General features: G+C 68.8%; 20 protein-coding genes. 13 read left to right on the top strand and 7 right to left on the bottom strand.

All coding sequences use genetic code 11. The annotated features are described in order from the left end of the window. The 3 genes from Q0D75_RS15940 to Q0D75_RS15930 form a co-directional block, all read right to left on the bottom strand. Positions 1 to 491: biotin/lipoyl-containing protein (locus Q0D75_RS15940; RefSeq protein WP_291055553.1), on the bottom strand; the 491-nt coding region annotated here is incomplete at its 3' end. Between the two features lie 75 nt (positions 492 to 566). After that, a complete protein-coding gene (lpdA, locus tag Q0D75_RS15935) occupies positions 567 to 1,940 on the bottom strand; it encodes a dihydrolipoyl dehydrogenase (protein WP_291055550.1) in 1,374 nt (457 codons plus the stop codon). 91 nt (positions 1,941 to 2,031) lie between these two features. After that, the gene (locus Q0D75_RS15930; protein ID WP_291055546.1) at positions 2,032 to 3,582 is read right to left on the bottom strand and encodes a leucyl aminopeptidase; all 1,551 of its coding nucleotides are present in this window, start codon (positions 3,580 to 3,582) and stop codon (positions 2,032 to 2,034) included. A 92-nt stretch (positions 3,583 to 3,674) separates the two neighbouring features. Here Q0D75_RS15930 and Q0D75_RS15925 point away from each other — a divergent pair, with 92 nt between their 5' ends. The 5 genes from Q0D75_RS15925 to Q0D75_RS15905 all read left to right on the top strand — a co-directional run bounded on the left by Q0D75_RS15925 (position 3,675) and on the right by Q0D75_RS15905 (position 9,628). Then, positions 3,675 to 4,610, top strand: a complete 936-nt coding sequence (locus tag Q0D75_RS15925) for a PAC2 family protein (protein ID WP_291055543.1) — start codon at positions 3,675 to 3,677, stop codon at positions 4,608 to 4,610. 61 nt (positions 4,611 to 4,671) lie between these two features. Next, the gene (locus Q0D75_RS15920; RefSeq protein ID WP_291055540.1) at positions 4,672 to 5,991 is read left to right on the top strand and encodes an MFS transporter; all 1,320 of its coding nucleotides are present in this window, start codon (positions 4,672 to 4,674) and stop codon (positions 5,989 to 5,991) included. 250 nt (positions 5,992 to 6,241) lie between these two features. After that, positions 6,242 to 7,531, top strand: coding sequence for an RNA polymerase sigma factor (locus tag Q0D75_RS15915; protein WP_291055537.1), 1,290 nt, complete (start codon positions 6,242 to 6,244; stop codon positions 7,529 to 7,531). 4 nt (positions 7,532 to 7,535) lie between these two features. Further along, on the top strand, positions 7,536 to 8,876 hold the full coding sequence (locus tag Q0D75_RS15910; RefSeq protein WP_291055534.1) for a MurT ligase domain-containing protein: 1,341 nt from the start codon (positions 7,536 to 7,538) through the stop codon (positions 8,874 to 8,876). Continuing rightward, positions 8,873 to 9,628, top strand: a complete 756-nt coding sequence (locus tag Q0D75_RS15905; protein WP_291055531.1) for a glutamine amidotransferase — start codon at positions 8,873 to 8,875, stop codon at positions 9,626 to 9,628. Before Q0D75_RS15910 ends, Q0D75_RS15905 begins: the two co-directional genes overlap by 4 nt. Positions 9,629 to 9,652: 24 nt before the next feature. Here the strand turns inward: Q0D75_RS15905 and Q0D75_RS15900 are convergent, their stop codons facing one another. Further along, complete coding sequence (locus Q0D75_RS15900) at positions 9,653 to 11,740, bottom strand: DNA topoisomerase IV subunit B (RefSeq protein ID WP_291055528.1); 2,088 nt, start codon at positions 11,738 to 11,740, stop codon at positions 9,653 to 9,655. Positions 11,741 to 11,947: 207 nt separating this feature from the next. Here Q0D75_RS15900 and Q0D75_RS15895 point away from each other — a divergent pair, with 207 nt between their 5' ends. Then, positions 11,948 to 12,175, top strand: a complete 228-nt coding sequence (locus Q0D75_RS15895) for a hypothetical protein (protein ID WP_291055525.1) — start codon at positions 11,948 to 11,950, stop codon at positions 12,173 to 12,175. A gap of 84 nt (positions 12,176 to 12,259) precedes the next feature. Here the strand turns inward: Q0D75_RS15895 and Q0D75_RS15890 are convergent, their stop codons facing one another. Then, positions 12,260 to 14,728 carry a DNA topoisomerase IV subunit A gene (locus Q0D75_RS15890; protein ID WP_291055522.1) on the bottom strand — a complete coding sequence of 823 codons (2,469 nt, stop codon included), beginning with the start codon at positions 14,726 to 14,728 and terminating at the stop codon, positions 12,260 to 12,262. A gap of 41 nt (positions 14,729 to 14,769) precedes the next feature. Between Q0D75_RS15890 and Q0D75_RS15885 the strand changes: the two genes are divergently transcribed. Next, complete coding sequence (locus Q0D75_RS15885; protein ID WP_291055519.1) at positions 14,770 to 15,915, top strand: alkaline phosphatase family protein; 1,146 nt, start codon at positions 14,770 to 14,772, stop codon at positions 15,913 to 15,915. A 22-nt stretch (positions 15,916 to 15,937) separates the two neighbouring features. On the opposite strand, the gene sepH is transcribed toward Q0D75_RS15885, so the two are convergent. Continuing rightward, positions 15,938 to 17,119: a septation protein SepH gene (gene sepH / locus Q0D75_RS15880; protein ID WP_291055516.1), complete on the bottom strand. Its 1,182-nt coding sequence runs from the start codon at positions 17,117 to 17,119 to the stop codon at positions 15,938 to 15,940. A gap of 202 nt (positions 17,120 to 17,321) precedes the next feature. Between sepH and Q0D75_RS15875 the strand changes: the two genes are divergently transcribed. Beyond that, entirely contained in the window at positions 17,322 to 17,615 is a 294-nt protein-coding gene (locus tag Q0D75_RS15875; RefSeq protein WP_290809022.1) for a DUF4193 domain-containing protein, read from the top strand. 22 nt (positions 17,616 to 17,637) lie between these two features. Here Q0D75_RS15875 and Q0D75_RS15870 read toward each other — a convergent pair whose 3' ends face one another. Next, a complete protein-coding gene (locus Q0D75_RS15870; RefSeq protein ID WP_291055514.1) occupies positions 17,638 to 18,096 on the bottom strand; it encodes a DUF3093 domain-containing protein in 459 nt (152 codons plus the stop codon). A 39-nt stretch (positions 18,097 to 18,135) separates the two neighbouring features. On the opposite strand from Q0D75_RS15870, the gene dut reads away from it, so the two are divergent. From dut to acnA, 5 genes are all read left to right on the top strand, one after another. Next, on the top strand, positions 18,136 to 18,594 hold the full coding sequence (gene dut / locus Q0D75_RS15865) for a dUTP diphosphatase (RefSeq protein ID WP_291055511.1): 459 nt from the start codon (positions 18,136 to 18,138) through the stop codon (positions 18,592 to 18,594). A 95-nt stretch (positions 18,595 to 18,689) separates the two neighbouring features. After that, positions 18,690 to 19,286 carry a DUF3710 domain-containing protein gene (locus Q0D75_RS15860; protein WP_291055556.1) on the top strand — a complete coding sequence of 199 codons (597 nt, stop codon included), beginning with the start codon at positions 18,690 to 18,692 and terminating at the stop codon, positions 19,284 to 19,286. Between the two features lie 2 nt (positions 19,287 to 19,288). After that, a complete protein-coding gene (locus Q0D75_RS15855) occupies positions 19,289 to 20,053 on the top strand; it encodes a DUF3159 domain-containing protein (protein ID WP_291055508.1) in 765 nt (254 codons plus the stop codon). Between the two features lie 37 nt (positions 20,054 to 20,090). Next, positions 20,091 to 22,505, top strand: coding sequence for an HAD-IC family P-type ATPase (locus Q0D75_RS15850; protein WP_291055506.1), 2,415 nt, complete (start codon positions 20,091 to 20,093; stop codon positions 22,503 to 22,505). 183 nt (positions 22,506 to 22,688) lie between these two features. Then, the gene (gene acnA / locus Q0D75_RS15845; RefSeq protein WP_291055503.1) at positions 22,689 to 25,532 is read left to right on the top strand and encodes an aconitate hydratase AcnA; all 2,844 of its coding nucleotides are present in this window, start codon (positions 22,689 to 22,691) and stop codon (positions 25,530 to 25,532) included. Positions 25,533 to 25,662: the final 130 nt, after the last annotated feature.

The raw sequence follows: 25,662 nt of genomic DNA, 5'->3' as shown, positions 1-25,662 counted from the left end.
GCCGGGGCGGCGGCCACAGGAGCCGGGGTTGCTGCCGGAGCCTGAGCGGCTGCCGGAGCAGCGGCCACCGGTGCGGGCGCGGCGGCCGGAGCCTCCTGAACGGGTGCCGGAGCAGCCGGTGCGGGCTCCTCGGCGGGAGCCGGTGCCTCGGCAGACGGGGTGACCGTCTCGGCGGGCGCCTCCTCGGCCGGAGCCGCCGGAGCGGGCTCTTCCGCCGCGGGGGCGGCCGGGGCTTCAGACGCGGCAGCGCCCGATCCGTCGCCGATCGTGACCAGCGCGGTGCCGACCTCGACCGTCTCGTCTTCCTGCACGAGGATCGCCTCGATCACACCTGCCACCGGCGAGGGGATCTCGGTGTCGACCTTGTCGGTCGATACCTCGAGCAGGGGCTCGTCAACCTCGACACGATCGCCGACGTTCTTGAGCCACCGGGTGACCGTTCCTTCGGTGACACTCTCACCGAGTGCGGGAAGGTTGACGGATTCGCTCATGACTTTTGTCTCCTTATGGAACCGTTCGATTTCGAGCCTAGTCGGCCCGGCCGTTCAGGGAAGCGCGCGGGGCGCTCAGATCGCGTGCAGCGGCTTTCCCGCGAGGGCCAGGTGGGCCTCGCCGAGCGCTTCGTTCTGGGTGGGGTGGGCGTGCACCAGCGAGGCGACGTCTTCGGGGTACGCCTCCCAGTTCACGATCAGCTGGCCTTCGCCGATCAGCTCGCCCACGCGGGCGCCGATCATGTGGATGCCGATGACCGGGCCGTCGTTCACGCGCACGACCTTCACCGAACCGGTGGTGCCGATGATGTGGCTCTTGCCGTTGCCGGCCAGGTTGTAGTCGTACGACGAGATCTTGTCGGCGCCGTACTTCTCAGCGGCCTTGGCCTCCGTGAGGCCCACCGACGCCACCTCGGGGTCGGAGTAGGTGACCTTCGGGATGTTGACGTCTTCGACCACCTGCGGGTTCAGGCCGGCGATCTCCTCGGCCACGAAGATGCCCTGCTGGAAGCCGCGGTGCGCCAGCTGCAGGCCGGGGACGATGTCGCCCACGGCGTAGACGCCGGGAACGCTCGTCTCGAGGCGCTCGTTGGTGATGACGAAGCCGCGGTCGACGGTGACGCCGGCCTCCTCGAAGCCGAGGCCCTGCGTCGCCGGGCCACGACCGACGGCCACGAGCAGCAGCTCGCCGTCGAAGGTCTTGCCGTCTTCGAGCGTCACGACGACGCCGTTCTGGTCTTGGGTGACGCCCGAGAAGCGGGTGCCCAGGTTGAACGCGATGCCGCGCTTGCGGAACGCGCGCTCGAACTGCTTGGAGATGGCCTCGTCTTCGTTGGGCACCAGGTGCGGCAGTGCCTCGACGATGGTGACCTCGGCGCCGAACGACTTCCAGACGCTGGCGAACTCCACGCCGATCACGCCGCCGCCGAGGATGACGACCTTCTTGGGGATGAAGTCGAGCGCGAGCGCCTGCTCCGAGGTGATGACCCGGCCGCCGATCTCGAGCCCGGGCAGCGTGCGCGAGTACGAACCGGTGGCGAGGATGACCTTCTTGCCGGTGATGGTGTCGTCGCCGACCTGCACGGTGGTGGGGGAGGTCAGTCGGCCTTCGCCGGCGATCGTGGTGACCTTGCGCGCCTTCACCAGACCTTCGAGGCCCTTGTACTTGGACGAGACGATCGCCTCGCGGTAGGCCGTGACCGCGGCGATGTCGACACCCTCGAAGGTGGTCTTCACGCCGTACTTGGCCGATTCGCGCGACACGTCGGCGACCTCGGCCGAGTGCAGCAGCGCCTTGGTGGGGATGCACCCGCGGTGCAGGCACGTGCCACCGACTTTGTCTTTCTCGATCATCGCCACTGAAAAGCCCAGCTGGCTGGCGCGCAAAGCGGCTGCATAGCCGCCGCTGCCGCCACCGAGAACCACAATGTCAAAGTTCTGTTCCGACACCTAGAAACTCCCTCGTGCGTCAGGATCCGTGCCGCATCAGCGCGACGGGCACCGGAGATAGGGCGAGATTTTTTCCGCCCATACGACCTTACTACTCTCCGGAGACCGCCTCGGCATACCGCAGGAGGGTACGCACGGTGGCTCCGGTCGGCCCCTTGACGGTGTATCCGTAGCCGCCGTCCGTGTTCTGGGCGGCGCCGGCGATGTCCAGATGCGCCCAGGGGATGGGCGTGCCGTCGGGCCGGGTGCCGACGAATTCCTTGAGGAACACACCGGCCACGAGCATCCCGCCCGCCGTGTTTCCGGGCTTCACGTTCGCGAGGTCGGCGATGTCCGAGGCGAGCAGGGGCCGCAGCTCTTCGGGCAGCGGCATCGGCCAGAGCGGCTCACCGGCGGAGCGGCCGGCGGCGACGACGGATGCCACGAGATCCTCGTCGCCCATGGTGGCGATGTAGCGGTTGCCGAGCGCGACGACCGCGGCGCCTGTGAGCGTCGCCACGTCGATGATGGCGTCGGGCTGCTCCTCGCTCGCGGCGACGATCCCGTCGGCGAGCACGAGCCGTCCTTCGGCGTCGGTGTTCAGCACCTCGACCGTGCGCCCGCCCTTGATGCGCAGCACGTCGCCCGGGCGGATGGCCACGCCCGAGGGCATGTTCTCGGCCAGGCAGAGCCAGGCGGTGATGTGCACGGGCAGCTCGAGCGAGGCGGCGGCGAGCACCGTCGCCAGCACGGTCGCCGATCCGGCCATGTCGTACTTCATGCCGATCATCGACACCGGCGGCTTGAGCGAGAGGCCGCCCGTGTCGAAGGTGATGCCCTTGCCGACCAGGGCGATGTGCTTGGTGGCACCGGCCGGGTTGTAGTCGACCCGCACCAGGCGGGGGAGCCTGGTCGATCCCTGGCCCACGCCCGCGATGCCGCCGAAGCCGTCGGCCAGAAGCTGCTCGTAGTCCCAGACGCGCACGTCGAGCGGGCGCCCTTCGGCCAGCTCGAGGACCCGGTCGGCGTACACCTCGGGGTAGAGGTCGAGCGCCGGGATGTTCACGAGGTCGCGCACGAGGTTCACCGCGTCTGCCGAGGCCGTGGCGCGAGCGAGTGCCGTCGCCGTCGCCTCCGCCGAGAGCTCGCCGGCCAGCACGGTGACGGCGCGAACCGGCGGGATGCCGACGGCATCCGTGTCGGCGCCTTCGACGTCGCCCGTAGCGGCCGCCGCCGTGGTGCCGGTGCCGCGGTAATCGGTGAAGTCGTACGAGCCGAGAGCGGCCCCTTCGATCACGGCTTCGAGTTCGACCGCATCCCGGACGGCGAATTCGACGGTCAGCGGATCGCGCCCCGCGAGACGCCGTGCCGCCGTGCCCGCGCCGTACCGCAGTGCCGCGGCATCCGCCTCGCCGGCGGCGGTTCCGAGGCCCACCACGGCGATGCTCTTCGCGCTCACGCCGGCCGGTGCGGGCAGGCGCACGACCTCGTCCTTCTTGCCGCCGAAGCCCACGGCGGCCAGCGACGCCTTCAGATCGCCGGCGAACGGCAGGTCTCCGCGCACGACGATCGCGTCGCCCGATCCGGAGGCGGCGATCACCAGCACCTCCTCGGGGGCGGCGGGCGCGGCGGACGGGCGGACGGAGATCGATGCCGAAGTCATCACGCCATGCTATCCATCGCATCCGGGCGCTGTTCGCTCTCGGCATGCCGAGGAGCGGAGTCGGCCGCCGACCCCCGGTTTAGAGTTGATGCATGGACGAACCGAGCGCGCTCTACGAGCTGGTGGCCGAATCCGGCGTGGTGCCGGAGGGGCTGAACCTCGTCGCGGCACTCACCGGGTTCACCGACGCGGGCGGCGCGGTGGCGCAGCTCGGCGAGTACCTGATCGACACGCTGGACAGCCAGATCGTGGCCGAGTTCGACAACGACGCCCTGCTCGACTACCGCGCCCGGCGGCCGATCATCACGTTCGACGAAGACCACATCAGCGACTACGAGCCGCAGACCCTGCGCCTCTACCTGATGACGGATGAGCTCGGTCAGCGCTTCCTCTTCCTGAACGGCTACGAGCCCGACTTCCTCTGGGAGCGGTTCACGGCGGCCGTGATCGAACTCGTGCAGCGCTTCCAGGTGAAGACCACCACCTGGGTGCACGCCATCCCCATGCCGGTGCCGCACACCCGTCCCGTCAACGTGACCGTGAGCGGCAACCGCGTCGAGATCACGGATGCCCTCTCGGTGTGGCGCCCCACCACCCAGGCACCCGCCAACGTGCTCCACCTGGTCGAATACCGCCTGCAGGCACTCGGGCATCCGATCGCCGGTTTCGTGCTGCTCGTTCCGCACTACCTGGCCGACACCGAGTACCCGGCCACGACGCTCGTCGCGCTCGAGAGCATCAGCGCGGCCACCGGCCTGATCTTCCCGACCGATCGACTGCGGCAGGAGACCCGCACGTTCGCGGCGAAGATCGACGAGCAGGTGGAGTCGAACGCCGAGCTCGCGCGGCTCGTGCACACGCTCGAAGAGCGCCACGACACCTACATGGAGGGCACCAGCCTGCGGTCGCCCCTCACCGACAGCGACGGCGAACTGCCCTCGGCCGACGAGATCGCCGACGAGCTCGAGCGCTTCCTCGCCGGAAACCGGCCGGGCGACGACTTCCCGTCCGGCGACTCGCGCCCCTGACCTTCGCGCCCCTGACCTTCGCAGCCCTGACCCTCGCGGCGGAGCCGCTACATTTGAGTCAGTGAATTCCCGTCGATCCTGGCTCATCTTCGCCGTCGGCGTGTTCGCCTACATGGCAGCCGTGATGCAGCGCTCCACGCTCGGGGTCGCCGGGGTGTCCGCCGCAGAACGGTTCGACACGACCGCGGCGCTCTTGTCGACCCTCGCGGTGCTGCAGCTGGTGGTCTACGCCGGCCTGCAGATCCCGATCGGACTGCTGATCGACCGCGTCGGCCCCAAGCTGCTGATCACGGTGGGGTCGGTGGTGATGGTCGCCGGGCAGCTCACCCTGGCCTTCGCCTCGAACATCGGCGTCGCGATTCTCGGGCGAATGCTCGTGGGCGCCGGTGACGCCGCCGTGTTCATCTCCCTGATCCGCCTGATCAACTCCTGGTTCCAGGGGCGCACGGTCCCGGTGCTGTCGCAGTGGATCGGCAACATCGGCCAGCTCGGCCAGATCCTCTCGGCCGTCCCGTTCGCCTGGCTGCTGCACGAGGCCGGCTGGTCGGTGGCGTTCTCCGCGGCGGCGGCGCTCTCGTTCGCCGCGTTCGTGCTCGCCCTGGCGTTCCTCGCCGACCGGCCGCCCGAGGTACCCGAGCCTCCGCGGGTCGCCTCGGTGAAGGATGCTCTCCACGGCCTGGTGCAGACCCTGCGCCGGCCGGGAACCCAGCTGGGCTTCTGGGCGCACTACACGACCCAGTCCTCCGGCACGATGTTCGCCCTGTTCTGGGGCTTTCCGTTCCTGGTGTCGGCTCTCGGCTTCGACCCGGGGTTCGCATCCTTCTGCCTGGTGCTGATCGTGCTGACCGGGGTGGTGGCCGGCCCGATCCTGGGGCTGGTGACCGCCCGCTTCCCGCTGCGGCGCTCGAACGTGGTGCTCGCGATCATGACGATGCTGGGCGTGGTGTGGGCAGCTGTGCTGCTGTGGCCGGGCACCCCACCGACCTGGCTGGTGATCGTGCTGCTGGTCTCGATGGGTCTCGGCGGCCCGGCGTCACTGATCGGGTTCGACTTCGCCCGATCCTTCAATCCGATCCGGTCGCTCGGCTCCGCGAACGGCATCGTGAACGTCGGAGGGTTCACGGCGAGCTTCGTCGTGATGTTCCTGGTGGGTATCATCCTCGACGCGCAGTTCGACAGCGGTCTGAGCGCGAGCCTCTACGACCTCAATGCCTTCCGGCTGGCGTTCGCGGTGCAGTACGTCGTGATCGGTTTCGGAGTCGTGATGCTGGTGCGGGCCCGGCACCGCACCCGGCGCAAGCTGGAAGAGGACGAGGGAATATCGGTGGGGCCGATCTGGGTTGCACTCTCCAGAGCATGGAAGCGTCGACGGGCCCGATAGCGGGGCCGGGCTCTGTGATGTCGCACTTCCTAGCGCAGGACGGCGGCCGGTGCAAGACCCGGTTGGTTCCGTGCAATAATTGATGATGTAGACCCGTTCCTGTGCACGGATGCAGCCGCTGTTCAAGCTGCGCGAATCCCGCACTTGACATGGGTCTTAGTAATGTCCAAAAACATCTTCACGCGGCGGACGTTTCGCCAGGGCTGACACCATCGCCCCGGGTTCCCCGTGTGGCATGAAAGGTGAACTAATGGCCACCCCCAAGACCGCAGACACACTCGAGCAGGCAACGGCGCCTGACGAGGTCGCGCCGGCCGCGAAGGCTCCGGCCAAGCGCGCTCCGGCGAAGAAGACCGCCGCCAAGGCGGCCCCCAAGCGCGCCACGAAGGCCAAGGCGAAGTCGGACGACGACGACGAGGAGATCGAGCCCGGCGACGAGGCGGAGGTCGACGTCGTCGAAGAGGTCGCCGACGACACCGAAGCGGTGTCCGACGACGAGTCCTCCGATACCGAAGAAGGCGGCAAGGTCAAGCCCGCCGCCGTCGCGGAGACACTGCCCACCGGTGCACTCGTGCTCTCGCTGGTCGACGACGAAGACGACGTGCCGGTCTATTCCTCCACGATCACGGGCGCCACCGCTGACCCGGTGAAGGATTACCTCAAGCAGATCGGAAAGGTCGCACTGCTGAACGCGGCCGAAGAGGTCGAGCTCGCCATGCGCATCGAGGCGGGTCTGTTCGCCGAAGACAAGCTGGCGAACACCGACAACCTCAGCCCCTCCGCCAAGCGTGAGCTGCAGTGGGTCGCGAAAGACGGCCAGCGCGCCAAGAGCCACCTGCTCGGCGCGAACCTCCGCCTGGTCGTGTCGCTCGCCAAGCGCTACACCGGCCGCGGAATGCAGTTCCTCGACCTGATCCAGGAGGGCAACCTGGGCCTGATCCGTGCGGTCGAGAAGTTCGACTACACCAAGGGCTTCAAGTTCTCGACCTATGCCACCTGGTGGATCCGTCAGGCCATCACCCGTGCGATGGCCGACCAGGCGCGCACCATCCGCATCCCGGTGCACATGGTCGAGGTCATCAACAAGCTGGCCCGCGTGCAGCGCCAGATGCTGCAAGACCTGGGTCGTGAGCCCACGCCCGAAGAGCTCAGCCGCGAACTCGACATGACGCCCGAGAAGGTGGTCGAGGTGCAGAAGTACGGCCGCGAGCCCATCTCCCTGCACACCCCACTGGGTGAAGACGGCGACAGCGAGTTCGGCGACCTGATCGAAGACACCGAAGCGGTCGTTCCGGCCGACGCGGTGGGCTTCACGATGCTGCAGAAGCAGCTGGAGTCGCTGCTCGACTCGCTCTCCGAGCGCGAGGCCGGCGTCATCCGGATGCGCTTCGGGCTCGGCGACGGCATGCCCAAGACGCTCGACCAGATCGGTGACACCTTCGGTGTGACGCGCGAGCGCATCCGTCAGATCGAGTCGAAGACCATGGCGAAGCTTCGCCACCCGTCCCGCTCGCAGTCGCTGCGCGACTACCTCGAGTAGGCCGATGGCCCTCCGCACCACGGCCGCCGTCCTCGTCGGACGGGCCGTCCGGGTCGCCGCGCGCTTGCGCGGCGGCGGCTCGGCCATCCCCGGCAACATCGCTCTGAAGATCGACCCCGGTTTTCTCGAGCGCACCATCGCCCGGATTCCGGATGGCGTCGTCGCGGTCTCCGGATCGAACGGCAAGTCGACCACCACCAACATGCTGGCCGCGATCATCCGGGCCCACGGCCTGAAGGTCTTCACGAACCCCTCGGGCGGAAACCTGCCGCAGGGCATCGCCTCGGCGCTGCTCTCCGAGGTCTCCACCAGCGGGCGGCTGGACTCCGACATCGCCATCCTCGAGGTGGACGAGGGGTACGGCACCCGGCTCGCCGAGCTGCTGAAGCCGCGCACGGTGCTGCTGCTGAACATCCAGATCGACCAGCTGAACCGATACCACGAGCCGGATCGCGTCGCCGTGATGCTCGGCCGGGTGGCTGCGGCGTCGACCGACGGGCTCATCCTCAATCGTGAGGACAACTTCCTGGTCGACCTCGACACGCGCATCCCGGGCCGACCGGGCCGGGCGGTGAGCTTCTTCGGGGGCGTACCGAGCCTGGTCGACGGCGCGAGCCACGGCGTGGCCTCCGCCGACCGCTTCGGCGACGTCGGTGCCGAGCCCGGATCGCGTCCCGCCGCGGTCGAGGTGATCGCCCTCGACGGGGCACGCGCCACGCTCTCGATCGAGGCCGCAGCGCTGCCCGCCGGCTCGCCGGTGGCGGATGCACCGGCGGCCCAGCGCACCGAGATCCAGGTCAAGCTCCCCGCGAGAGGCATGCACTACGCGCTCGACGCCGCCGGTGCCGCAGCTGCAGCGCGCAGCGTGCTCGGCGACCGCTTCCGGCCCGAGCTGGTCTCGCAGGCCCTCGACTCGCTCGAGACCGTCTACGGGCGTGGCGAGCTGCTCGAGGTCGACGGCGAGCAGATCGAGATCATCATGATGAAGAACCCGGCCTCGCTGCAGCTGAACCTCGACTCGCTCGAGAGTGCTCCCGAGCAGGTCTTCCTCGCGGTCGACGAGGGAACGCCCGATCCGGCCTGGATCTACGACATCGACTTCTCGGCGCTCGACCACGTCGACGGGATCACCGGATCGAAGGCGTGGCAGTTCGCCGTGCGCTTCGGCTACCTCGACATCCCGGTCGGGTCGGTCGACCTCGACGTGCGCAAGGCCCTGAAGGAGTTCCTCGCGCGCCCGAAGCCCGCCACCGGACACAAGGTGATGATCCTGAACTACGAGCAGATGATGCTGATCCGAAAGATCCTGGGTTTCAAAGAGCTCGAGGGCGGGGGAGCGGCATGAGCGGCACACCCGTCACCGACGCCCTGCGCATCCTGCACCTGTTCCCGCGGCTGCTCGGCCTGAACGGGGAGAGCGGCAACGTCGAGATCCTGCGCCTGCGTGCGGAGTGGCGCGGGCTGCCCGTCGAGATCACCACCTACGACGGGGGAGCCCCTCAGAGCTTCGATGATGCCGACCTGGTGTTCATCGGCAGCGGCCCGGTCTCGGCCGAGTTGCTCGCGCATCCGCTCGTCGTGGCGATCGCGCCCGAACTGAAGGCGCTGGCCGCCGACGGCCGGCCGTTCCTCGCCATCGGCGCGGGCTTCCAGCTGCTCGGCGAGCGGATCACGCTCGAGGGCGGCGAGGTGCTCGAGGGCGCCGGCGTCTTCCCAGTCACCACCCGCCACGGCGGCACCCGCGTCGTCGGCGACTTCGTGCTGGAGTCGCCCCGCCTCGGCCCGGTCGTCGGCTTCGAGAACCGCGGATCCTTCGTCGACGTCGGCCCGCACGGCACGCTCGGCCGCGTGGTCTACGGGCGCGGCAACACCGAGACCCCGGGCGAAGAGGGCTTCTGGGAGGACAACCTCCTCGGCACCCACATGCACGGCCCGATCCTCGCGAACAACCCGATCCTGGCCGACTCCCTGCTCGACACCGCGCGAGCCCGCCGTGGCCTCGAGTACACCACGCCCGACCCCGGCGAGCTCCGCACCATCGACGAGCGCGCCCGCCACGCCCGCGGCACGATCGCCGCGGCCCCGCTCTCGGAATAGCCGCCGGCGAAGGGGTCGTAGGCGTCAGACGTCGATGCGGTCTCGGGACATCGTCTCGGAGCCGGTGATGATGAACTCCTTGCGGGGGGCGACGTCGTCGCCCATCAGGAGTTCGAACATCTTCTCGGCCACCGCGGCATCGGCCACGCCGACCCGGCGCAGGGTGCGGTAGCGCTTGTCCATCGTGGTGGAGGCCAGCTGGTCGGCATCCATCTCGCCGAGGCCCTTGTAGCGCTGGATCGGATCCTGGTACTTGCGGTTCGACCTCTTCAGCTGCGCGAGCACGCCCTGCAGCTCCGCCTCGGAGTAGGTATAGATCGTCTCGTTCGGCTTGGATCCGGGGTTGATCGCCACCACGCGGTGCAGCGGCGGAACCGCCGCGTAAACCCGGCCGTCTTCGATCAGCGGCCGCATGTACCGGAAGAACAGCGTGAGCAGCAGGGTGCGGATGTGCGCGCCGTCGACGTCGGCGTCGCTCATCAGGATGATCTTGCCGTAGCGCGCGGCCGAGAGGTCGAAGGATCGGCCCGATCCGGCGCCGATCACCTGGATGATCGAGGCGCACTCGGCGTTGGAGAGCATGTCGGCGATCGACGCCTTCTGCACGTTCAGGATCTTGCCCCGGATCGGCAGCAGCGCCTGGAACTCGCTGTTGCGCGCCAGCTTGGCGGTGCCGAGCGCCGAGTCGCCCTCCACGATGAACAGCTCGCTGTTCGTCACGTCGGAGGAGCGGCAGTCGACCAGTTTCGCGGGCAGCGAGGAGGACTCCAGCGCGTTCTTGCGGCGCTGCGTCTCCTTGTGCGCCCGCGCCGAGATGCGTGACTTCATCTCGGCCACGACCTTGTCGAGGATGAGCGCCGACTGCGCCTTGTCGTCGCGCTTCGGTGAGGTGAATCGCTCCGCGAGGCCCTTCGTGAGCACCTGCGAGACGATGTTCCGCACCGCGGGCGTACCGAGGATCTCCTTGGTCTGGCCCTCGAACTGCGGCTCGGGCAGGCGCACGGTGAGCACGGCCGTGAGGCCGGCGAGCACGTCGTCCTTCTCCAGCTTGTCGTTGCCCACCTTCAGCCGCCGGGCGTTCGCCTCGACGTTGGTGCGCAGGAACTTCAGCAGCCCGGCCTCGAAGCCGGCCTGATGGGTGCCGCCCTTGGGCGTCGAGATGATGTTCACGAAGCTGCGGAACGAGGTCTCGTAGCCGATGCCCCAGCGCAGGGCCACATCGACCGTCGCCTCGCGGGTGAGCTCGGTGGGCACCATCGCGCCGTGATCCGAGAGCACGGGGACGGTCTCTTTGAACTCGCCCGTTCCGGTGATGCGCCAGATGTCGGTGAGCGGGGCATCCGGAGCCAGGTACTCCGCGAACTCGGAGATGCCGCCGTCGAAGCGGAACGACTCGCGGCGGGGCTCCTCACCGCGCTCGTCGTCGATGGTGATGGCGAGGCCCGGCACGAGGAAGGCGGTCTGGCGCGCGCGCACCAAGAGGTCGTCGGTCTGGAACTCGGCACCCTTGGTGAAGATCTGCCGGTCGGCCCAATAGCGCACGCGGGTGCCGGTGACGCCCTTGGCGACCTTGCCGACCACGCGCAGTTCGCTCCGCTTCTCGAACGGCGTGAACGGCGCATCCGGGCTCGGGGCGGCGCCCTTGTCGTCGAAGATGCCGGGCTCGCCGCGGTGGAACGACATCGCCCAGGTCTTGCCGCCGCGGTCGACCTCCACGTCGAGCCGCTCGGAGAGCGCGTTCACCACCGAAGCGCCCACACCGTGCAGGCCACCGGATGCGGCGTACGAACCCGATCCGAACTTGCCGCCGGCGTGCAGCTTGGTGAACACCACCTCGACGCCGGAGAGACCGGTCTTCGGCTCGATGTCGACGGGCACCCCGCGGGCGGTGTCGCGCACCTCGACGCTGCCGTCGGAGTGCAGCACCACGTCGATGCTCGTGCCGAAGCCGCCGAGCGCCTCGTCGACCGAGTTGTCGATGATCTCCCACAGGCAGTGCATGAGACCGCGGGAGTCGGTGGAGCCGATGTACATGCCGGGGCGTTTGCGAACAGCCTCGAGTCCCTCGAGAACGGACAAGTGCCGGGCAGAGTAGTCGGACGGTGATGCCACCGGGTCTCCTTCGGGTGCTGTCGGGGCAGCGGACGGCCCCGATCTCCAAGGCTAACCGCCCCGTGGCCCCCGCCTGCGCGCGACACCCGGCGGCGTATTCCCGGTACGCGCAGAGCGAAACACAGCGGAATGGGGGCTCGCTCCCTCAGAAGAGTGCTTTGATGTGACTACCAGCCAGTGATCGTTCGAGCCGCTAAGGAGCAGAAGATGCCGTCAGTTACTGCAGATAACAGCACTGTTTCCGACCTGGAGAACGCGTACCAGCTCACCGCGGCCGACCGTTGTGACAGCTGTGGCGCGCAGGCCTACATCCGAGTCGACATGCCCTCCGGCGGTGAGCTGCTCTTCTGCGCTCACCACGGCCGCAAGTACCAAGACAAGCTGTCCCAGGTCGCGACCGGGTGGCACGACGAGTCCGCCAAGCTGAACGACTGAACTCAGCCGGACTGGATCCGACACGTACGAACGGCCGATCTCCTTCGAGGGGACCGGCCGTTCGGTGTTTAAGCCGTATCCGGCTCAGGTCACCGACCGTGCGGAGCCGATCGACCCGATGACCGCGGCGAGGGCGACGCCCGAGGCATCCCGCTTCGCACCCGGCTCGGGCAGCACGCGCGCGGCTCCGTCGTTCGCGACGGCGAGAGCGGGCCCGTGTCCGGCCCAGGCGACGGTGAGCACGTCCTCACCCTTCAGGAAGCGATGCGCCCGCACGCCGCCGGTGGCGCGGCCCTTGGGCGGGAACTCGGCGAACTCCGAGACCTTGCCCGAGCCCGCATCCGTGCCGGCCAGCGTCGAGGTGCTGGCGGCGATCGTGACGACCACCGCATCCGGGCCGTCCGGCACCGAGCCGAACCAGATCACCGAGGCGCCCGCACCGAGGTTGATCCCCGCCATGCCGCCCGCGGCGAGTCCCTGCGGCCGCACGCTGGCCTGGAAGAAGCGCAGCAGCTGCGCGTCCGAGGTGATGAACACCAGCTCGTCGTCCTCCGAGTGCTGCGTGACGCCCACGACCTTGTCGCCGGGCTTCAACGCGATCAGCTCGAAGTCGGGCTTCGGGGGATAGGCGCCGGCGGCGACCCGCTTGACGATGCCCTGAGCCGTGCCCAGAGCGATCGGCACCGGCGAGGTGAGCGACACCAGGCCGACGATCCTCTCGCGCTTGGAGTCCATCGTGAGGTAGTCGCCGATCCGCACGCCCGCGCCCAGCTGCACCGAGTTCACCGGCACGGCGGGCAGATCGATGACGGGCATCCGGATGACCCGTCCCGTGTCGGTCACGGCGCCCACCTCGCCGCGGCGGGTGGTCTCGACCTCGCTGCGGATGGCGTCGTGCTTGCTGCGGCGCACGGTGACGGCGGGGCCGCCGCTCGGCTCCTCGTCGTCGGCGCGGTCGACCCGCACCACACGTCCGGTGGTGCTGAGGTACACGGTGCAGGGCACGTCGGCGACCTCGAGCACGGGCTGGGCCCGCTTCGAGGTGCCGGCGACGGCCGGCCGCGCCTCGGTGAGCAGGGTGCGGCGCGGGGTGCCGAAGCGGTCGGCCACCTCCTCGAGCTCATTCGAGACGGCGGCACGGATGAGGGCCGGATCGGCCAGCAGCGCCTCCAGCTCGGCGATCTCGGCGCGCAGCTTGTCGCGCTCGGTCTCCAGCTCGATCCGGGAGAAGCGGGTGAGCCGGCGCAGGCGCAGCTCGAGGATGTACTCGGCCTGCAGCACGCTGAGCTCGAACACCTCGATCAGGCGGGTGCGCGCGGCATCCGTGTCATCGCTCGTGCGGATGACCTGGATGACCTCGTCGATGTCGAGGATCGCGATCAGCAGACCCTCCACCAGGTGCAGGCGCTCGCGCCGTCGGTCGAGGCGGTAGCGGGTGCGCCGGGTGACGACCTCGATGCGGTGGTTCACGTACACGATCAGCAGGTCGCGGAGCCCCAGCGTGAGCGGGCCGCCGTCGACCAGTGCCACGTTGTTGATGCTGAAGTTGTCTTCGAGCGGGGTGAGCTTGTAGAGCTGCTCGAGCACGGCATCCGGATCGAAGCCGGTCTTGATGCCGATGACCAGCCGCAGGCCGTGCGTGCGGTCGGTGAGGTCGGTGACGTCGCTGATGCCCTGGATCTTCTTCGAGGTGACGCCGTCCTTGATCTTGGCGATCACCTTCTCGGGGCCGACGAGATAGGGCAGCTCGGTGACCACCAGGCCGGTCTTGCGGGCCGTGAGGTTCTCGACAGAGACCTTGGCGCGGGTCTTGAAGGCTCCGCGGCCGGACTCGTAGGCGTCGCGGATGCCGGCGAGCCCCACGATGGTGCCGCCGCCCGGCAGGTCGGGGCCCGGGATGAACGACATCAGCTCGTCGAGCGTGGCCTCCGGATGCTCGATCAGGTAGCGCGCGCCCGCGACGACCTCGATCAGGTTGTGCGGCGCCATGTTCGTGGCCATGCCGACCGCGATGCCGCTGGCGCCGTTCACCAAAAGGTTCGGGATGGCGGAGGGCAGCACGTCGGGCTGCAGCAGCTGGTTGTCGTAGTTGGGCACGAAGTCGACGACGTCTTCGTCGAGGTCTTGCACCATCGACATCGCCACGGCGTCCAGCCGCGCCTCGGTGTACCGGGCGGCGGCCGGTCCGTCGTCGAGCGAGCCGAAGTTGCCGTGGCCGTCGACCAGCGGCACGCGCATGGTCCAGGACTGCGCCAGGCGCACCAGGGCGTCGTAGATGGCGGTGTCGCCGTGCGGGTGCAGCTTGCCCATCACCTCGCCCACCACGCGGGCGCTCTTGACGTGACCGCGATCCGGGCGAAGGCCCATGTCGCTCATCATGTACAGGATGCGGCGTTGCACCGGCTTCAGGCCGTCGCGCGCATCGGGCAGGGCGCGGGAGTAGATGACCGAGTACGCGTATTCGAGGAACGAGTCCTGCATCTCGGTGGAGACGTCTACATCGAGGATCTTCTCGACGGCGGTGCCGCTCGGATCGTTCGTGGCTGCTGTCATTCCTGTATTTCTTGAGCGGGTGCTATGCCAGACTTGGCCGAATGTCCACCATGCTACCGACGCGCGGGTCAGGCGAGCTGACGCTGGCCGACGTGTTGCCGAGTTGCGTGCATTCGCTGCAGGGCGAGCAGAACGCGCTGGGGCTGCCGGCCGCCGATCGCGTGCTCGTCGTGCTCGTCGACGGGCTCGGGGCATCCGCCCTGCGTTCCCGGGCCGGCCACGCGCGCCATCTGGCCGCGGGACTGACCAAGCGCACCACGCTGATCAGCGGGTTCCCCACCACGACCGCCGCCGCTCTGGCGAGCCTGACCACGGGGGAGCGGCCGGGAACGCACGGCATCGTGGGGTACACGGCCCTGGTGCCGGATGCCGGCGTGGTGCTGAACCAGCTCTCCGGCTGGTCGGACGTGATGCCGCCGGCGACCTGGCAGCGCCGCCCGACCGTGTTCGAGCAGCTGGCGGCGGACGGGGTGCCGAGCAACACGATCGGGCCGGCTCGATACGCCGACTCGGGGCTGACGCGGGCCATCCTGCGCGGAGCCGACTACGTGCCGGCCGCCACGATCGCCGACCGCTTCGCCGCCGCCCGCCGCCTCTTCGACGAGGGCGGCAGCCGGCTGGTCTACCTCTACGTGCCCGAGCTCGACCAGCTGGCGCACTCGCGCGGCTGGGAGAGCGACCGCTGGCTCGCGACGCTCGAGCAGCTCGACTCCGAGTACGGCCGCTTCACGGCGGTGCTGCGCCGGGGCGAGGGGATGCTGCTGACCGCCGACCACGGCATCGTCGACGTGCCCGCCACGGGGCACGTGCTCTTCGGCGAGGTGCCGTCGCTGGTGGAGGGGGTGGCGCACGTGGCGGGGGATCCGAGGTGCCTGCAACTGCACCTGCACGACTCCACGCCGGATGCCCGCCGGCGGCTGGCCGAGGCCTGGCGCGCCCGCGAAGACGCCCGATCCTGGATCGCCACCCGCGAGGAGGCGATCGCAGCCGGCTGGTTCGGCGAGGTCGATCCCGCCGTGGGCCCGCGTATCGGAGATGTGATCGTGGCGGCGCGCAAACTCGTGGCCTACTACGACGGTCGCGACGGCGACACCACGGGCCAGTCGATGATCGGCCAGCACGGCTCGCTCACGCCCGAGGAGACCCTGGTGCCGCTGCTCCGAGCCGGCGCCTACCGCCTGCCCTGACAGGCTGCCAGAAGGCGGGGCGTCAGGCGGGGTCGTCGTCGCTGCGGGCGCCGAAGACGATCTCGTCCCAGCTCGGCATCGCGGCTCGCTGACGCTTGGGGGCCGAGGACTTCGACGACGAGCCGGCGGATTCGGCGTGCGGAGCCGGTGGCACGAACTCGGGTTCGAGACCGGGCAGCGGGGTGTCGGCTTCGGGAGCGATGGGGCGCGGACCGGAGAAGAGCGAGGGCTCGACCTGCTCCTGCGGCGGCTCGAAGGCCGCGGCCTCCCGCTCACCACGGCGGCGGCGCAGGGCCTCCAGCAGATCGGCGGTCTGGTTGTGGTCGGCGGTGTCTGTGGTGTCGGGCGCACGGTTCACGGCGTACGCGTCGAAGTGCTTGGCCTGCTCCTTCTGCCTCGGCACGCCGATCGTCGCTGCGGGAGCGAGGGGGGCGGGTGCCGGTGCCGGGGACGCGGCCGGATCATCCGGCGTCTTCGAGGCGAGGGAGGCGGCCGTGTCTTCGGTGTCGGAGGAACCGCCGTCTGCGGCATCCGGAGCATCGGTGGCGGCCTCGATGGTGGCGAACGCACCGCTGTCGAAGCGGGCATCGATGCCGTCGTCGCCGAGCGACACAGCGCGCAGGCGCGGGATGAGGCCCTCCGTCAGCTCGCCGTGGCGGGAGAGGGTGGTGGCCTCGTTGTTCAGGGGCGTGAGCACGTGCCGCTTCGGGTCGAACTGCCAGCGGGCGTCGTGGTCGATCTCGCGCGAGGTGAAGGTGAGCTTGACGATCCATCCGGTCTCGTCTTTCCAGCTCGCCCAGCGCACGTCGCGCGCGTCGAGGCTCTCCAGCCGCTCCTCGAGGGCGTCGCCGAAAGTGGTGAGGGGCTCTTCGCCCAGCGGGTCGGCGAGCGTGGTCGGCTGCACGGGCACGCGCAGGGCCGAATCGACCATGAACTGGCGTTCGGCGACCACGGGGCCCTCGAAGCGTTCGATGTAGTCGATGTCGGCTCCGGTGAGCTCGGCCACCTCGAAGGCTGAGAGTCCGGCACGAATGTGCGTCTGGATCTCGCGCGGCGAGACCTTCTTTCCGCCCTGAGCGGACGCGATGCCCTGGCGCAGGCGCGACTGGAGCACATCGTCGATGACGATGCGATACCGCTCGCCCCCGTCGCTGGCGACGATCAACGCCCCGTTCTCGACTCCGATTACCGTCAAATCCTGCATGCTGAAAGGCCTCCAGAGGTCACTGTTCGCTGACAGGATCGCACGCTCGACCCCTGTATTACGGGAATGTTCCGGGCGTGCCGCAAGTTGAGGGCGGCGTGAGTAATTGATGCTCACGAACCGGTTTGCTATTCCGGCGGCTTTGATGCAAACTAACGCCGCCGATTTGGTTAATACGGCTGTATTCAAGAAGTGGATGGGCATGGCGACTGATTACGACGCACCGCGCAAGACCGACGACGACTCGGACTCGATCGAAGCGCTGAAGGAGCGAGTCCCGGACAAGATGTCCGGTGTCGTAGACGTCGATGACGCCGACAACCCGGGTGGCTTCGAGCTGCCGGGCGCCGACCTCTCCGACCTCGACCTCGATGTCGTCGTCCTGCCTCCGCAGGCCGACGAGTTCACCTGTGTGAGCTGCTTCCTGGTGAAGCACCGCTCGCAGATCGATCACGAAGAGAAGATCGGCGCCATCTGCGTGGAGTGCGCCTCCTAGTCCCGTACCGAAGAGGTACGGCCTACTGGGCCCTCTGCGAGGCTGTCACCGCATCGATGAGATCGCCGGGACGCCGGGTCGACACCAACCAATACGGTGTCGGATCCTGCGGATCGGCGATTGTCATTTTAACGACCGGTTTGATCCAGCCCCGGATGGCCAGATACGCCCGCGCATCCAGCAGCCGGCCGCGTTGCGCGGTGGCCGCGTCTCCGGTGTAGACGGTGCACTCACCGATCAGCCCGGAAGGGATGGTGGCGCGGCCGACGCGTACCTGGCCGGGCGACACCTCGATCACGGGCGCCCCGAACAGCAGCAGGCCGATCATCCCGGCGTAGAGCACGACTCCCACCACGGTGCCCAGCAGAACGCCGGGAACGGTGCTCAGCGGGGCGAAGATGATGATGCTGGCGGGCAGCACGAGGGCGGTGGCGAGGAATACCCACAGGGCCGGAGAGAGCCTCTCCCGATAGTGCGTCATGTCTCTATTCGACCATTCTTTCTGCACTACCCTCGACTCGTGACGTCTTCCATCGAGATCCTGATCCGCGCAGACCAGGTGCCCGCCTACGCCCATCCGGGCGACGCCGGCGCCGATCTGCTCTCCACCGAATCGTTGACGCTCGCCCCCGGGCAGAGGCAGACGGTGGGAACCGGGGTCTCGATCGCCCTGCCCGACGGCTACGTCGCCTTCGTCGTGCCCCGCAGCGGCCTCGCCGCCAAGCACGGGATCACCGTGGTGAACGCCCCGGGAACGGTCGATGCCGGCTACCGCGGAGAGATCAAGGTCGCCCTCCTGAACACCGACAGCTCGGTGCCGTACGATATCGCCGTCGGCGACAGAATCGCGCAACTGATCGTGATGCCGGTGACGCGAGCCGTGTTCGTGCCCGTCGAGGAGCTTCCTGGAAGCCATCGCGGCGAGGGCGGCTTCGGCTCCACCGGATATTCGTCGCCCACGAACGGAAACCAGTCATGACCGACAAAGACATCGTTCCCGAGGATTCCGGCGACGACGCGGCCGAGCTCGCGACCAGCGAGACCTCCGCCGACATCGACACCACGTCGGCCGAGGTGGAGGACCGCGACGCGAAGTCCGCTCCCGCCGACCGCGAGACCGAGGGGCCCTTCGACGCGACCGAGGCCAATCCGGCCCGCCCCTACGTCGACCTGGGCGGCCTCAAGATCCTCCCTCGCGAGGGACTGCACCTCCGCCTCGAGGTGGAGGAGGGCACCAACCGGGTCGTCGCCGTCGGCCTCGACTACGCCGGTTCCACGCTGCAGGTGCAGGCCTTCGCCGCCCCGCGCTCGACCGGCCTGTGGCACGAGATCCGCGAGCAGATCGAAGACCAGATCCTCAAGCAGGGCGGCAAGAGCACGGCCCAGGTGGGTGTGTTCGGGCCCGAACTCGTGGCGGGCGTTCCCGCCACCGCGCCCGACGGCACGCAGGGACTGCGCGTGGCCCGCTTCGTGGGCGTCGACGGTCCGCGCTGGCTGCTGCGCGGAGTGATCGCCGGCGAGGCCAACACCAACCCGGCGGCCAAGGCCGCGATCGAAGAGCTGTTCCGCAGCGTGGTCGTGGTGCGCGGATCGCAGCCGATGCCGCCGCGCGACCTCATCCCGCTGACCATCCCCAAGACGGCGGGCGGCGCGCAGCCGGCCGGTTCGTGACCATGAGCGGAACGCCGGCTCCGGATGGCGAGGCCGAGCGCCCCACCTTCCATGAGGCGTTCGCCCAGGCCGCGCGGAACGCGGGTATCGGGCAGGTCGCGCCGGGGGAGACCCCTGACGGGGCATCCCTTCTGCGCGCCATCGGGGGCGTACGCGGCCTGATCGAGTCGATCCTGCCGGGGCTCGGCTTTCTCGTGCTCTACACCTTCACCAAGAACCTGCCTCTGGCCGTGATCGCCCCGATCGCCGTCTCGGTGATCTTCGTGGTGGTGCGGCTGGTCACTCGCAGTGCCGTGATGCCCGCCGTCGCCGGATTGATCGGCGTGGGCGTCTCGGCCGGGTTGGCGCTGTTCACCGGCCGTGCGGAGGACAACTTCCTGCTGGGCATCGTGATCAACGTCGTCTGCCTGCTGGCCCTGCTGATCTCGCTCGCGGTGCGCCGGCCGCTGATCGGCATCATCGTGAGCCTGCTCTCGAACGACCCGGGCGGCTATCGAAAAGACCGCGCCAAGGGCCGCGTGGTGCTCGTGGCGACCTGGTGCTGGGTCGGGCTGTTCGCCATCCGGCTCGGTGCCGAGCTGCCGCTCTACTTCGCGGGCGAGACCGAGCTGCTCGGCTCGGTGAAGCTCATCCTGGGTGTGCCGTTCTATGCGATCGTGCTCTGGATCACCTGGCTGCTGGTGCGGGCCGCGTACGCCAAGCCCGCTGCCCCGGCACCCGCCGCCCCCGCGGTACCGGCGGTACCTCCCGCGCCGAGCAGCGACTGAATCGCGGATGCCGACGGTGGGGAGGGCCGAAGGGGGATTGACATCGGCCGAGGTGGCCGAGCGTGTCGCGCGAGGGCTCAGCAACGTCGCCGACAGCACGACCTCGCGGTCGATCGGCAGCATCCTGCGGGAGAACATCCTCACCTTCTTCAACGGCATCCTCACGGTCTGCTTCCTGGCGGTGGTGCTGCTCGGCGACATCGGCGACGGCCTGTTCTTCGGCATCGTCGTCGTCAACTCGCTGATCGGAATCGTGCAGGAGTTGCGGGCCAAGGCGAGCCTCGAGCGCCTCGCCCTGCTGGCCGCCCCCGAGGCCGCGGTGCGCCGCGACGGCGAGGTGCGCGTCATCCGTCCCGAGCAGGTCGTGCAAGACGACCTGCTGCTGCTGCGACCCGGCGACCAGATCACGGCCGACGCCGAACTCTCCGCCACGGCCGACCTGCTGGTCGACGAGTCGATGTTGACGGGGGAGTCGGAGCCGATCGCCAAGAAGGCGGGCGACCCGCTGCTCTCGGGATCGTTCGTGGTCTCCGGTACCGCCGAGGCGGTCGTCACCGCCGTGGGGGCCGACTCCTACGCGAACAAGCTCACCCGGGAGATCAAGAAGCACACGCTCGTGCACTCCGAGCTGCGCGCCGCCACCACGAAGATCCTGGTGTACCTCAGCTGGCTGCTGATCCCGGTGATCGTCATCGTGCTGGTGGGGCGAATCCTCGTCTACGGGGCTGCGGGGCCCGATGGCGTGTTCGAGTTGAGCGACCTCCCGCTGGTGCCCTGGGAGTCGTGGCGGCTCGCCGCTCTGGATGCCGTGGCGAGCGTCGTCGGCATGATCCCCGAGGGACTCGTGCTGCTGACCAGTCTCGCCTTCGGTGTCGCGGTCGTGCAGCTCAGTCGCCAGAAGGTGCTCGTGCAGGAACTCGCGGCCGTCGAGGTGCTGGCCCGGGTCGACGTGCTCTGCCTCGACAAGACCGGCACGCTCACCACCGGTGAGATCGGCTTCGAGCGCCTGATCACCCTCGACGCGGCGATCCCGCCGCAGGCCATCGACACCGTGCTCGGCCTGATCGCCCACGACGTGGCCGCCAATCCCACGGCTCAGGCGTTGCGGCCGCATTTCGCCGACGACGGCGAGACCGTGATCGAGCGGCTCCCGTTCAGCTCGCGGCGCGCCTTCAGCGCCCTCACCTTCGAACGTGCGGGCGTGCGCGAGACCTGGCTGCTGGGCGCACCGGAACGGCTGCTGGCGGGGCATCCGGACGCCTTGGCCGAGGCGATGGGCGTGGCATCCAGTGGCCGGCGCACTCTGGCGCTCTCCCGTTCCGTGGGGATCGACGGCATCACCGGCCGCGGCAGCGAGGCCGGCGACTTCGCCGACTGGCAGCTCGAGCAGGGCCTCGGCGACGGGGTGCGCCCGGCCGCGATCGCGGTGTTCCACGAATCGGTGCGACCGGATGCCCGCCCCACGCTCGACTACTTCGACGAGCAGGAGGTGCGCGTGGTCGTGCTCTCCGGCGACAACCCGGTGACCGTCGGCGCGATCGCGGGGGAGCTGGGCCTCGCCTCGGAGGCCGTGGATGCCAGCAGCCTGCGCGACGACGCCGAACTGGATGCCTCGCTGGAGGCCGCGAGCGTCTACGGCCGGGTCGCGCCCGAGCAGAAGCGCCGGGTCGTGCACGCGCTCCAGGCGCAGGGTCGCACGGTCGCCATGACCGGCGACGGCGTGAACGATGCCATGGCCATCAAAGACGCCGACCTCGGCATCGCGATGGGCAACGCCACGCCCGCCACCCGGGCCGTGTCGCGGATCGTCCTCCTCGAGGGGCGTTTCGACCGCCTGCCGACCGTGCTCTCGTGCGCCCGCCGGGTCATCGCGAACGTCGAGCGGGTCTCGAACCTCTTCCTCGCCAAGACGGTCTACGGCGTCGTGCTCGCACTGGCGAGCGCGTTCCTGCTCTGGAAGTTCCCGTTCCTGCCCCGTCAGATGACGCTGGTCTCCACGCTGGCCATCGGCATCCCCTCGTTCTTCCTGGCCCTCGCACCGAACCGGCGCCGGTACCGGGCCGGCGTGCTGAAGCGCGTGCTGGGCTTCTCGATCCCCACCGGCCTGATCGCCTCGGCGGCGATCGTGGCCTCGTTCTCGGTGCTGCAGCGGATGGTGCACCTCGACGAGGCGCGCAGCCTGGTGTGCATCACGCTGTTCGCGGTGTCGCTGTGGATCCTCTGCGTGCTGGCCCGGCCGTTGAGCGGCTGGCGACTCGGGATGATCGGGGCGGTGACGGCCGCGTTCGTGCTGGCCTACGTCATCCCGCTCGCCCGTGATTTCTTCGCGCTCGAGGTGCAGAGCCTGCCCGCCCTGGGTGTGGCCGTCGCCGTCGGCATCGCCGGCGCGCTCGGCGTCGAGGTCTGGTACCGGATCGCTCGCCGCCGCGGTCTCGTCTCCGACCGCGAGTGATGCGCAGCCGGGTCTGCGCGTCGCGACCCCCGGCATCCGTCGCAGTGCTATATTTATCTTGACGTCAAGATAAATATTTCTGGGTGTGACCAGCGATTCCGGCCTTCTCTTAGGTTCGCCTTGCTAGCCATTCACCCCTCTCGCGCACAAAGATTGGCGTGAGTCAGCGAAGGTGAGGTCGACGTGTCGGCAGTCAACAGTTTTGGTTCGAAAGACACCCTCCAGGTCGGAGATGCGTCTTACGAGGTCTACCGGATCGATCAGGTCCCCGGCTACGAGAAGCTCCCGTTCAGCCTCAAGGTGCTGCTCGAGAACCTGCTCCGCACCGAAGACGGTGCGAACATCACCGCCGAGCACATCAAGGCCCTCGGCGGCTGGGTTCCCACGGCGGAGCCCGACACCGAGATCCAGTTCACACCGGCCCGCGTGGTGATGCAGGACTTCACCGGCGTGCCCTGCATCGTCGACCTCGCCACTATGCGCGAGGCGGTCAGCAGCCTGGGTGGCGACCCCACCAAGATCAACCCGCTGGCTCCGGCCGAGCTCGTGATCGACCACTCGGTCATCGCCGACCTCTTCGGCACCGCGAACGCCCTCGAGCGCAACGTCGAGATCGAGTACGAGCGCAACGGCGAGCGGTACCAGTTCCTGCGCTGGGGCCAGACGGCCTTCGACGACTTCAAGGTCGTGCCGCCCGGAACCGGCATCGTGCACCAGGTCAACATCGAGTACCTGGCCCGCGTCACCTATACCCGCGAGGTCGTCGACTCCTTCGGCAACAAGGTCAACCGCGCGTACCCCGACACCTGCGTCGGCACCGACTCGCACACCACCATGGTCAACGGCCTGGGTGTGCTGGGCTGGGGCGTCGGCGGCATCGAGGCCGAGGCCGCCATGCTCGGCCAGCCCGTCTCCATGCTCATCCCCAAGGTCGTCGGCTTCAAGCTCAACGGCTCGATCCCGGCCGGCGTCACGGCGACGGATGTCGTGCTCACCATCACCGAGATGGTGCGGAAGCACGGAGTGGTCGGCAAGTTCGTGGAGTTCTACGGCGAGGGCGTCGGCCAGGTGCCGCTCGCGAACCGCGCCACCATCGGCAACATGAGCCCCGAGTTCGGCTCCACCGCCGCCATGTTCCCGATCGACGACGTCACCCTCGACTACCTGCGCCTCACCGGCCGCAGCGACGAGCAGGTCGCCCTGGTGGAGGCCTACTCCAAGCTGCAGAAGCTCTGGCACAACCCCGACGAGGAGCCCGTCTTCAGCGAGTACCTCGAGCTCGACCTCGCCACCGTGGTGCCCTCGATCTCCGGCCCGAAGCGTCCGCAGGACCGCGTCGAGCTCTCGGTCGCCAAGCCCACCTTCATCCGCGACCTCGAGAATTACGCGAACTCCGACCACGACCTCTCCCGCGTCGACGCCTCGCTCGAGGGCACGTTCCCCGCGTCCGACCCGCTCGGCTTCACGGCGCAGGACGAGGACTCGGCACACGAGCACTCGCACACCTCGGCGCACACCAGCCACGCACCGGGGGCGTACTCGAAGCCCACCAAGGTGACCACGGCATCCGGAGACAAGTACACGCTCGACCACGGCGCCGTCGCGGTGGCCGCGATCACCTCGTGCACCAACACCTCGAACCCCAGTGTCATGCTCGCGGCCGGCCTGCTGGCCCGCAACGCGAACAAGCTGGGTCTGAAGGCCAAGCCGTGGGTCAAGACCACGCTGGCTCCGGGCTCGAAGGTCGTCACCGACTACTACGAGAAGGCCGGCCTCACGGGCGACCTCGAGGCCCTCGGCTTCTACACGGTCGGCTACGGCTGCACGGTCTGCATCGGCAACACCGGCCCGCTGATCGACGAGGTCAGCGCCGCTATCAACGACAACGACCTCGCCGTCACCGCGGTGCTCTCGGGAAACCGCAACTTCGAGGGCCGCATCTCGCCCGACGTGAAGATGAACTACCTGGCCTCGCCGCCGCTGGTCGTCGCCTACGCCCTCGCCGGGTCGATGAACTTCGACTTCGAGACGGATGCGCTGGGTCAGGACACCGAGGGCAACGACGTGTTCCTGAAAGACATCTGGCCCGACGCGGCCGAGGTGCAGGAGACGATCGACACCTCGATCAACACCGAGATGTTCACCCACGAGTACGCGAGCGTGTTCGAGGGCGACGAGCGCTGGCGTTCGCTGCCGACTCCCACCGGCCCCACCTTCGAGTGGGACTCGGAGTCGACCTACGTGCGGAAGCCCCCGTACTTCGACGGCATGACGATCGAGACCACCCCCGTCTCCGACATCGCCGGTGCTCGCGTGCTGGCCAAGCTCGGCGACTCGGTGACCACCGACCACATCTCGCCCGCCGGCAACATCAAGGCCGACAGCCCCGCCGGCAAGTACCTCGACGCGCACGGAGTGGCCCGCAAGGACTACAACTCCTACGGCTCGCGCCGCGGCAACCACGAGATCATGATCCGCGGCACCTTCGCGAACATCCGTCTGAAGAACCAGCTGCTCGACGGCGTGGAGGGCGGGTACACCCGTGACTTCACGCAGGCCGACGGCCCGCAGTCGTTCATCTACGACGCCTCCGAGAACTACCAGGCCGCCGGCACGCCGCTGGTGATCTTCGGGGGCAAGGAATACGGGTCGGGCTCCTCCCGTGACTGGGCGGCGAAGGGCACCTCGCTCCTCGGCGTCAAGGCGGTCATCGTGGAGAGCTTCGAGCGCATCCACCGCTCCAACCTGATCGGCATGGGCGTCGTTCCGCTGCAGTTCCCCGCCGGGGAAAGCTGGGCCTCGCTCGGCCTCGACGGCACCGAGATCGTCTCGATCGCGGGCATCGAGGAGCTGAACGAGGGCCGCACGCCCAAGACCGTGCACGTCACCGCCGTGCCGAGCGAGCACTCGCCCGCCGGCAAGGAGCCGATCGAGTTCGACGCCGTCGTGCGCATCGACACCCCCGGTGAGGCCGACTACTACCGCAACGGCGGCATCCTGCAGTACGTGCTGCGCAGCCTGGTCTGATCCCTGTGGCTTAGGGGTATCCAAAACGAAGGAGATTTTCTTCGACACGCCGGTTCGGCCCTCCTGGGCTCGGCGAGTCGGGGAAGATCTCCTTCGTTTTGGTCGGGCAGGATGTCAGAAAGACGGCGGC

It is taken from the genome of Herbiconiux sp. (assembly GCF_023264855.1).
GTDB lineage: Bacteria > Actinomycetota > Actinomycetes > Actinomycetales > Microbacteriaceae > Herbiconiux.
Note: the sequence above shows the minus strand (reverse complement) of the source record. Positions and strands in the feature narration are given on the sequence as shown.